The sequence below is a fragment of the Arthrobacter sp. H20 genome (assembly GCF_000520515.1).
In the GTDB taxonomy this organism is placed as follows: Bacteria; Actinomycetota; Actinomycetes; order Actinomycetales; family Micrococcaceae; genus Arthrobacter_D.
In genome coordinates this window covers 191,025-200,188 of sequence record NZ_KI914712.1, presented here as the reverse complement: position 1 = coordinate 200,188, position 9,164 = coordinate 191,025, and the positions used below count along the sequence as shown (strand labels likewise).

Genomic DNA, 9,164 nt, shown 5'->3' with positions numbered 1-9,164 from the left:
GCCCGCAGAGCCACTGTCGCGGTCGATGCTTTTCCCACGAGTCAGCGCCTCCAGGGCACCTTTGTCCCCGTCACGCAACTCCAATGCCCTCGCCAAATAAACCATGAATCAAGTCTGACAAACAATCAGCCCCAAAGGAATCAACGACACGCTACACTAGAGCACTTGACGATCGGACCGAACGTCGCAGCTTCGGGTAGCTCGCAAAAGGACTGAACCTCAAGTCATCTCGAAATTGTTGAACAATACCTTGCATAGATTGTTCAACAACCTGTAGGGTCTTTCCCAATACTAAATGTGACCCCGGTCACCTGGAAGCAAACGGACGGGCCCATGGCAGATACCGAGAACAAACCGAAGCTGAGCTCCTCCGCTCGGCGCACCGCGCTGCTGGGAGCCATGTTCCTCATGGCGACCAGCGCCATTGGGCCTGGCTTCATCACCCAGACCACTGTCTTTACCGCCCAGATCGGTGCGGCCTTCGCCTTCGCCATTCTGGCCTCGATCCTCATCGACATCGCCGTCCAGATGAATGTCTGGCGTGTCATCGGCGTCTCAGGACTTCGCGCCCAGGAACTCGGTAACAAGGTCATCCCCGGTGTGGGCTGGTTCCTTGCCGGGCTGGTCTTCATCGGCGGAGTGGTGTTCAACATCGGCAACATCGCCGGCACCGGGCTCGGCGCCAACGCGATGCTCGGCGTCGACCCCAAGATCGGCGGCGCCATCTCAGCAGTCATTGCGATCATGATCTTCGTCAGCAAGAAGGCCGGTATGGCGCTGGACCGCATAGTGGTATTCCTCGGTGCGATCATGATCCTCCTGATGATCTACGTGGCTATCGTTGCGGCCCCGCCCGTTGGTGAGGCGCTCAAGAACGCGATCCTCCCCGAACAGATCGACTTCCTCATCATCACCACCCTGGTGGGCGGCACGGTCGGTGGCTACATCACCTACGCCGGCGCGCACCGCATGCTCGACTCGGGTGTCACGGGCATCGAGAACGTGAGGGAAATCACCCGCAGCTCGGTGCTGGGCATTATTGTCACCGGCGTGATGCGGGTGCTGTTGTTTCTGGCGATCTTCGGCGTCGTCGCAGGCGGTGCGGTGCTGACCAGCGACAACATGGCCGCCGAAGCCTTCGGCATTGCAGCAGGGGAGATCGGTATGCGGGTCTTCGGCATTGTCCTCTGGGCCGCCGCGATCACCTCGGTGATCGGTGCCGCGTTCACCTCGGTCTCCTTCATCACCACCTCGAAGACCCCCGAGCGGAAGCGGAACCTCATCACCGTCGCGTTCATCGCCGGCTGCGCGACTGTTTACCTCTTCCTGGGCCAGGCGCCGCAGCAGCTGCTGATCTTCGCCGGCGCGTTCAACGGGCTCATCCTGCCGGTCGGCTTCGGGGTGCTCCTCTGGGTGGCTTGGCGCCGCCGCGACCTGATGCACGGCTACGCCTACCCCAAGTGGCTGCTGATCATTGGCGTTATCACCTGGTTCCTCACCCTGTTCCTCGGCTACACCTCCATCACCGGGCTCGCGAAGCTATGGGGCTGATCGACCTGCCGGCTGACCCAGCCTCGATGCTGCCTGCCGCCGCGCGAGCCGCGTTCCGCGGCGGACTGGTGAGCCCGACGTCGGGCTGGTCCCGCGGCTACGCGCAGGTGAACGTGCTGGCGATCCCGCGGGAGCAGGCGTTCGATCTGCTGCTCTTCGCCCAGCGCAACCCCAAACCGTGCCCCATCCTCGGGGTGCTGGAGCCGGGCGAAACCACCGGGCCGCTGCTGGCCGGCGGTGATATCCGGACCGACGTCCCGAAGTACACCGTGTATCACGACGGCGTCCTGGTGGACGAGCCCACCGACATCACCGCCCACTGGTGCGATGACCTAGTGACGTTCCTGTTCGGCTGCTCCTTCACCTTCGAAACCGCGCTGCAGGACGGGGGAGTCAGGATTGCGCACATCGACCAGGGCGTGAACGTGCCGATGTACCGGACCAACCGCGAGGCCGCTCCCGCCGGCGCCATGTCCGGCCCGCTGGTGGTCTCCATGCGGCCGGTCCCGGCCGCTCAGGTGGCCGACGCCGTCCGCATCACCTCCCGCTATCCGGCAGTGCACGGCGCCCCCGTCCATGTGGGGAATCCGGAGGAGTTGGGTGTTGACCTGGGCTCGCCGGACTTCGGTGACGCGGTGCAGATCCCCGAGGGGCACATCCCGGTGTTCTGGGCCTGCGGGGTCACCCCGCAGGCTGCGGTAATGCAGTCACGCCCGCCGCTGGCGATCGGTCACGCGCCGGGGCACATGCTGATCACCGATGCCCGGGACAGCGACTACCTGGTGCCCTGACGTCGGCTCACACCCCCCTGGTGCCCTAGGAAGTGCGGGGTTGCTCGGCGGTAGCGTCCCGGGCGAGATGCCCCACCAGCTCAGCCTCGGCCGAGTCCAGGTAAGCGCGGAGCCCGGCGGCGGCGTCTTCCCGTTGCCCGGCGCGCAGCCGCTCAACGAGCTGCACGTTGCGGTCCACGTAGTGGCTGTGAAAGTCGGGGGCCGAGGCCATCGCGTGGAACACCAGCCGCATCTCGGCAAGCACCCGGTCCATCAGGGTCCGCAGCGATTCACTTCCGGCCAGGCCAACCACGGCGCTGTGGAGCGCCTGGTTGGCGTCGGCCATGTCAGCGACCGAACCGGCGTCGCGCGCCGTCTGCGCCCGCTCCACAACGGCCTCCATGTTCTCGAGAACCTCTGGAGTGACCTCGCCCCACAGGGCCGCCGCGGGTTCGATCATCCGGCGCACTCGGTAAATTTCGCGCACCTCCTCGATCCCGGGGGACGCTACGAACACGCCACGATTAGGGATCTTGGTGACCACCGATTCACCGGCGAGCACGCTGAACGCCTCACGCAGCGTATTGCGGGACACGCCGAGCGCCATTGATAGCGACTGCTCCGACAGCTTGGACCCGGGCGTCAGTTCGCCGGCGGCAATCCGGCCCCGCAGCACCGTGGCGATCCACACAGCAGTGTGCGCGTGCTCGGCCGATCCCGATGTCCTGTCCAGCTCAGTTGCTGCTGTTATCGCCATTGCTTTTCCCCACCCTCGTCACCAACAGATGTTAGCCGACCGTGCTCAGAACTTTCCCCAGGACGCCGCCGCGCCCAACGGCGGCACCTGGCTCCTGCTTACCGCGCTGGAACGTCCCGGCTGACTTGGAGAGCACCTCGGTTTCCATTTTCATTGCCTCCAGGACCGCGATGGGTTGCCCTACGGTGATCGTGGCGCCGTCGTCGGCCAGCCACTTCACCAGAGTGCCGCCCATTGAGGCGGTGACCGCGCCGTCGTCGTTAGTTGTGTTCTCTGGTGACTGCGCAACGGCGCCGCCGCCGTTGCTTCCACCGCTCCCGCCACCGTTCATTAGCGCGGCGAATACCTCGGCGGGCAATCCGAGCTGGACTGCCTTGCCATCGATCTCAACGGTGAGAGTCTCGCGCCGAGCGACCGGCCCAGTTGCCCCACTGGACAGTGCGGCGTCCAGCCGCTCGGCGAACGCGTTCTCGATCCACGTGGTGTAGACGCCGAGCTTGTCCGGGTTGGTGAAGTCGGGGTCCCGCACCACTGCGCGGTGGAACGGAACCACCGTGGGCAGACCCTCGATCCGTAGTTCATCCAGGGCGGCGCGGGCGCGGCGCAGCGCCTGCGAACGGTCTTCGCCGTGGACAATGAGCTTGGCCATCAGGGAGTCGTACTCGGCGGGCACACTGGACCCGGAGCGCACCCCGGTGTCGACGCGGATGCCTGCGCCCGTGGGAGCTTCGAACACGTCCACCGGGCCGGGGGAGGGGAGGAACCCGCGGCCGGCGTCCTCGGCGTTGAGCCGGAACTCGATCGCGTGGCCTTTCGGCGTCGGGTCCTCGGTGATGCTGACGGGCAGTCCCGCGGCGATGCGGAACTGTTCGCGCACCAGATCGATGCCCGACGTCGCCTCGGTCACCGGGTGTTCTACCTGCAGGCGAGTATTGACCTCCAGGAAGGAAATCACGCCGTCGGGCGCCACCAGGTACTCGACGGTGCCCGCGCTGGTGTAGCCGGCCTCGCGGCAGATGGCGCGGGCCGACTCGTGGATGCGGCTGCGCTGGTCATCGGTCAGGAACGGGGCGGGGGCTTCCTCCACCAGCTTCTGGTTACGGCGCTGCAGGGAGCAGTCGCGGGTGCCGACGACGACGACGTTGCCGTGCGTATCGGCGAGGACCTGCGCCTCGACGTGCCGCGGCTTGTCGAGGAACCGTTCAACGAAACACTCCCCGCGGCCGAACGCGACGGTTGCCTCGCGGACCGCTGAATCGAACGCGTCATCGATGTCCTCCATCCGGTGCGCAATCCGCATCCCGCGGCCACCTCCGCCGTACGCTGCCTTGATGGCGACGGGCACGCCGTACTGTTCGGCGAATGCGCGGACGTCTTCGGCGTTGGCCACCGGCCCGTCGGAACCGGGGACCAGCGGTGCGCCGACCTTGACGGCGATCTCGCGGGCGGTGACCTTGTTACCCAGGCTCCGGATCGCTGCGGGTGACGGACCAATCCAGATCAGCCCGGCGTTCTGCACTGCGTCAGCGAAGTCGGCGTTCTCGGAGAGGAAGCCGTAGCCGGGGTGCACGGCATCGGCGCCGGCCTTCTTCGCGATGGCGAGGATCTTATCGATGTTGAGGTAGGTGTCAGCGCTGGCCGATCCGCCCAGTGCGTACGCCTCGTCGCTGAGCCGGACGTGGAGGGCATCGGCGTCGGGATCGGAATAGACGGCAACCGAGGTCAGCTCCGCGTCGGTGCACGCGCGGGCAATGCGGACGGCAATTTCCCCGCGGTTGGCGATCAGGACCTTGTTCATGGCTACTACTTTCACGAGCTTCGGGGTCATTTAGTTGAGCAGTTCCAGCGTCTCGGGGTCCACCGCCTCGAAACGCAGCACCGCCCCGGGGACCAGTTGGGCTGCGATCGGCAGGTCATCGGGCACGACGACGCCGATCACCGGGTACCCTCCGGTCACCGGATGGTCGGCGAGGAAGAGGACTGGCAGACCCGACGGCGGGACCTGCAGCGACCCGGCGACTACCCCTTCGCTGGGGAGTTCGTCGGTGCTGACGCGTTCGAGCGGCGGGTCCGCTTCTTCGCTGGTGGTGAGCCGGACTCCGATCCGGTTCGATTCGGCGGTCACAGTCCAGGTCTGCCTGGTGAGCGCTTCCTGGGATTCGGCGGTGAACCAGTCATGGCGGGGACCACCGGTGATGCGCAGGACCACCGGTTCAGAGGGGCCTGACCCGATACCGCCCAGCCGGACGTCGTCGGGAAGGGTGGAGGGTTCCGGTGCGCCGACGGTGCGGCCCTGGTCGATCGCCCCGATGGGCAGCACAGTTCCCGCCGCGAGGGGATCCGGCCCGATTCCCGACATCACATCGGTGGAACGGCTGCCGAGGACCTGAGGCACGTCAATTCCGCCGCGGACCGCGAGATAGGTGCGGAGCCCTGCGTCGGGTAGGTCGAGGTGAAGGGTTTCGCAGTCGTGCAGTGCGAAGGGTGAGCACATCGGTGCGGTGCGGGTGTTGTCTCCACCCGTGATCTCGGCGGGCGTGATCGCTCCGGCCAGGGCAAGAGTGAGTTCACCGTTGGCTTTCACCGTGAGACCGCCGAGGATGGTCTCGATCACCGCATCGCCCGGTGCGTTGCCGACCAGCCGGTTGGCTTGGCGGGCGCTCGCGGTATCGGCGGCGCCAGCCTTGGAAACGCCCACGTCACCGAGGCCGGGTCGCCCCAGGTCCTGGATCAATGACTGCGGTCCGGGGGCGAGGATCTCAAGAGAGGCGAGGACTTCATGCGGCGCTGCCGTCGACGGTCCGACGTCGGACCCATGGTCCGTCACCGTCACCGATTCCCGCACGGCCACGTACTGCACGGCGGTGCCGGGGCGGAGCAGGGCCGGCTGGTCACGGCCCAGATCCCACAGGCGGGATGCTGTCCGGCCGATCAGCTGCCAGCCGCCGGGGGAGCGTCGCGGATAGACGGCCGAGAAGTTGCCGGCCAGCGCGACCGCTCCGGCGGGGACGGCGGTCCGCGGAGAGGTTCGGCGCGGGACGGCGAGGGATTCGTTCTCCCCGACCAGGTAGGCGAACCCGGGGGCGAAGCCGCCAAACGCTGCGGTCCACAGCTGGCCGGTGTGCGCGGCGATGACACCGTCAGTGTCGAGGCCGGTGAGGCGGCCCACTTCGGCGAGGTCGTCGCCGTCGTACACCACCTCGATCCGCACCGGATCGCCGGTCGCCGCGGTCTCGGTGGCCGGCGACGTGTTCAGGTGAGCGACGGCGGTCCGGGCGGCGCGGGCGGCGGCGCCGGAATCGAAGATCGCAAGGACAGTCTGGGCGGCGGCGAGGACGTCGACCTGCCCGCGGAACGGGTGCTGCTGCAGGTGGGCGTGCATCGCGAGGACCGAGTCCAGCGACTCCAGCTGGATCAGCAGGGCGCGCGGCCCGGCCCAGCGGATTTCCGGAGGTCTCACACGAAGCTCCGGATCTCGACGCCAGCGGCTTCGAGGTCGCGGCGGACGGCGGCGGCCATGGACACGGCGCCGGTGGTGTCGCCGTGGAGGCAGATGCTTTCGGCCGTGGTCTTGACCTGGGAGCCGTCGCGGGCAACGATGATGCCCTCGGTGGCGAGGCGGACCATGTTGGCGGCGACTTCGTGTTCATCGTGAAGGACGGCCCCGGGGTCGCGGCGGGAGACCAGTGTGCCGTCCGGGTTGTACGCGCGGTCGGCGAAAGCTTCGGCGACCCCGCGGAGGCCAGCTTTCTCCGCTGCGACGAGTGCTACCGAGCCCGGCAAGAGCAGCAGGGGCAGATCACCGCCGAACGCCTTGACTGCATCCACTACGGCCTGCGCCTGGATTTCGTGACTGACGATGGTGTTGTAGAGGGCGCCGTGGGGTTTCACATAGCGGATGGTGCCGCCGGCTGCCCGGGAGATCGCGTCGAGGGCGCCGATTTGGTAGAGCACGTCGTCGGCCAGTTCAGTGGGGGAGCAGTCGAGGAAGCGGCGCCCGAACCCGGCCAGGTCCCGGTAGCCGACGTGCGCGCCGATCGTCACACCCCCGGCGACGGCGTCCCGGCAGGTCTGCGAAATGGTGGAGGGATCCCCGGCGTGGAACCCGCATGCCACATTGGCGCTGGAGACCGAGCGGAAGATGGCGGCGTCGTCGCCCATGGTCCAGTTTCCGAACGATTCGCCGACGTCGCTGTTGAGGTCGATGTACACCATTGTGATCCTCGTCTCTTCTGAGTGGTCCCTCTAGGATGCACGAGTTTGGCAGATTGTTCAACAATTTTGCTCCAAAGACGCTTTCGGGGCAAAGATGACATCATCGATTGATGAGCCCAAAAAGTCGCACGCGTAAGCCGAAGTCAGTGGGTAAAGAGAAGCGGCGCCCACCCGGCCCGCCCGTCAGTCCCATTGCTGACCTCTACCGTCGGATCGCGCCGCACTTTGCTGTGGATCTGGACCAGACGTCGTCGTTACCCAGTGAACGGCTGGCATCGAACCTCTACGCAGGCATGCATAAGACCACCAACCTGGGCCCGGGCATTGACAGCAAGCTGTTCGGCGAATGGATTCGCCACGCCGAGCGCCAGGCGGATCGGACGGCGGCCGCAGTGCTTTGGGCGATGGCGCAGGTCGCAGACGCGCCCAGTGACGCCGAGGCTGCCGCCGCTGCGGGGCGCCTGCTTGATGCCGGTGTGACGCCGCCAGCCTGGCTTGCCCCGCTGCGCACGTTGGAAGCCGCCGCGGCCTGGAAGCTCACTGACGTGTTTGGAGACTTCATCGAGATTGTCGTCGAGTTCCGAGCCGGGCGGCGGAAACATGGCATGTACTTCAGCATCGACACCAACCATCTGGGTGGTTACGCCACCGCGGTGTTGTTCAGTGACAGTGCCCGCAGCCTCCTCAAGGACCTTGAACGCTCGGCCTCAAGGATGGCGGGGGCAACAGTGGAGCCGGTTGGGCTGGCGGAAGCACGCCGCCGGGGTGTTGATGCCATCGCGGCCACGGACATCACCAGCGACCCGGAGGTGGGTCCCAACTATGACCTGGACCGGGCGTTGGCGCTGAAGCGGCTTCAGGCATTGCCTGATGACGGCGTCGTCGACCTTAGCGCGCGGAGGGTGCCGAGCGAAGCCGAGGAACAGGCGCAGATCAACGCCGATGGGGCCGAGTCCGAGCTGTTGGTTGCCACGTTCATGGCGGCCATTGAACAGGACCCAACTCGTGCAGCAGTGCGGACGTTCAAAGAGCAATTCATTCGCCTTGCCGAGCTGGCGATTAGCTTTGGCCGTCATTACGACGACGGCAGGCTGGTGCGCGTGAGCCCGCTGAAGCTGAACACGTTTATCGGGTGGTTCCTTCCGCGCAAGGTGATGCTTGACGAGGTGGAGTTGGAAGCCCTTCCCTGGTTCCTCGACGCGTGGGTCGACTGGTGCGGCGAACGGATGGGCCTGACAGAGACTGCTGTGGACCTGCTGGTGGATGCTGCTGGGGTAGCACTCGAGGACGCTGACGAACTGAGGGACTCGGACGAGGATGAGCGGTCGCCGGGGATGACCTTTCTTGAAGGACTGGACATGGCGAACCTCGAGGACGCCCAGAGCGCAATGGATCGCCGACAACTGGCTATGCCGTACTTTGGCACCCGGATCCGCGACGAGGACTACCCACGGCTGAACGCGAATAAGCCGGACGAACTGCGATTACTGGTGCTTGGCGAGCTGAAAGAACTGCACCTAGTGGGGAAGGACGAGTATCCCTCCAGCAACGAACCGGACGGCACCGCGGCGTGGACCGCAGCCCTGAGGGAGCTGGTGGTTTCTCAACTGTGGAACAACGATCCGCCACAGGTGTGGGAGGCGGCCCAACGGTTGCGGGCACAGGGGCTGAACCGCTCTGAGATCCTGGATCGGTTGCAGGCCGTACTTGCCGGTCACGTCGACGCCTCCGGGATGCAACGTGGAGCTGCGTTCAGCTCGGCAGTGCACATCCCCGGGTATCTGGCAGGGCTGGCAACAGTCGGTGCCGGCGGAGTCAAAGGCGGCCATCTCCGGTCGGTGTAAGGCGTCTAGCTGTATTGACCACAGAGT

General features: G+C 66.2%; 7 protein-coding genes. 3 read left to right on the top strand and 4 right to left on the bottom strand.

The window, feature by feature from the left end:
• Window positions 1–333 precede the first annotated feature (333 nt).
• Entirely contained in the window at window positions 334–1,551 is a 1,218-nt protein-coding gene (locus Y703_RS0103370) for an NRAMP family divalent metal transporter (RefSeq protein WP_026551592.1), read from the top strand.
• A gap of 26 nt (window positions 1,552–1,577) precedes the next feature.
• Window positions 1,578–2,342: a putative hydro-lyase gene (locus Y703_RS0103365; protein ID WP_253907915.1), complete on the top strand. Its 765-nt coding sequence runs from the start codon at window positions 1,578–1,580 to the stop codon at window positions 2,340–2,342.
• Window positions 2,343–2,367: 25 nt separating this feature from the next.
• Here the strand turns inward: Y703_RS0103365 and Y703_RS0103360 are convergent, their stop codons facing one another.
• From Y703_RS0103360 to Y703_RS0103345, 4 genes are read right to left on the bottom strand one after another with little or no spacing between them, the layout of a single operon-like run.
• The gene (locus Y703_RS0103360; RefSeq protein ID WP_035763590.1) at window positions 2,368–3,078 is read right to left on the bottom strand and encodes a GntR family transcriptional regulator; all 711 of its coding nucleotides are present in this window, start codon (window positions 3,076–3,078) and stop codon (window positions 2,368–2,370) included.
• Between the two features lie 31 nt (window positions 3,079–3,109).
• On the bottom strand, window positions 3,110–4,876 hold the full coding sequence (locus tag Y703_RS0103355; protein WP_026551589.1) for an acetyl/propionyl/methylcrotonyl-CoA carboxylase subunit alpha: 1,767 nt from the start codon (window positions 4,874–4,876) through the stop codon (window positions 3,110–3,112).
• Window positions 4,877–4,906: 30 nt separating this feature from the next.
• Complete coding sequence (locus tag Y703_RS17620) at window positions 4,907–6,538, bottom strand: 5-oxoprolinase subunit B/C family protein (RefSeq protein WP_035763587.1); 1,632 nt, start codon at window positions 6,536–6,538, stop codon at window positions 4,907–4,909.
• Window positions 6,535–7,293, bottom strand: coding sequence for a LamB/YcsF family protein (locus tag Y703_RS0103345; RefSeq protein ID WP_026551588.1), 759 nt, complete (start codon window positions 7,291–7,293; stop codon window positions 6,535–6,537). The genes Y703_RS17620 and Y703_RS0103345 overlap by 4 nt, the downstream gene beginning before the upstream one ends.
• Window positions 7,294–7,403: 110 nt before the next feature.
• Here Y703_RS0103345 and Y703_RS0103340 point away from each other — a divergent pair, with 110 nt between their 5' ends.
• A complete protein-coding gene (locus Y703_RS0103340; protein ID WP_155849385.1) occupies window positions 7,404–9,137 on the top strand; it encodes a hypothetical protein in 1,734 nt (577 codons plus the stop codon).
• The last annotated feature ends 27 nt before the right edge of the window (window positions 9,138–9,164 follow it).

Bases quoted from the DNA above. Each gene is read 5' to 3' on its own strand.
- Y703_RS0103355 (WP_026551589.1), bottom strand. From the start codon at position 4,876: ATGAACAAGGTCCTGATCGCCAACCGCGGGGAAATTGCCGTCCGCATT.
- Y703_RS0103345 (WP_026551588.1), bottom strand. From the start codon at position 7,293: ATGGTGTACATCGACCTCAACAGCGACGTCGGCGAATCGTTCGGAAAC.
- Y703_RS0103365 (WP_253907915.1), top strand. From the start codon at position 1,578: ATGCTGCCTGCCGCCGCGCGAGCCGCGTTCCGCGGCGGACTGGTGAGC.
- Y703_RS0103360 (WP_035763590.1), bottom strand. From the start codon at position 3,078: ATGGCGATAACAGCAGCAACTGAGCTGGACAGGACATCGGGATCGGCC.
- Y703_RS0103340 (WP_155849385.1), top strand. From the start codon at position 7,404: ATGAGCCCAAAAAGTCGCACGCGTAAGCCGAAGTCAGTGGGTAAAGAG.
- Y703_RS0103370 (WP_026551592.1), top strand. From the start codon at position 334: ATGGCAGATACCGAGAACAAACCGAAGCTGAGCTCCTCCGCTCGGCGC.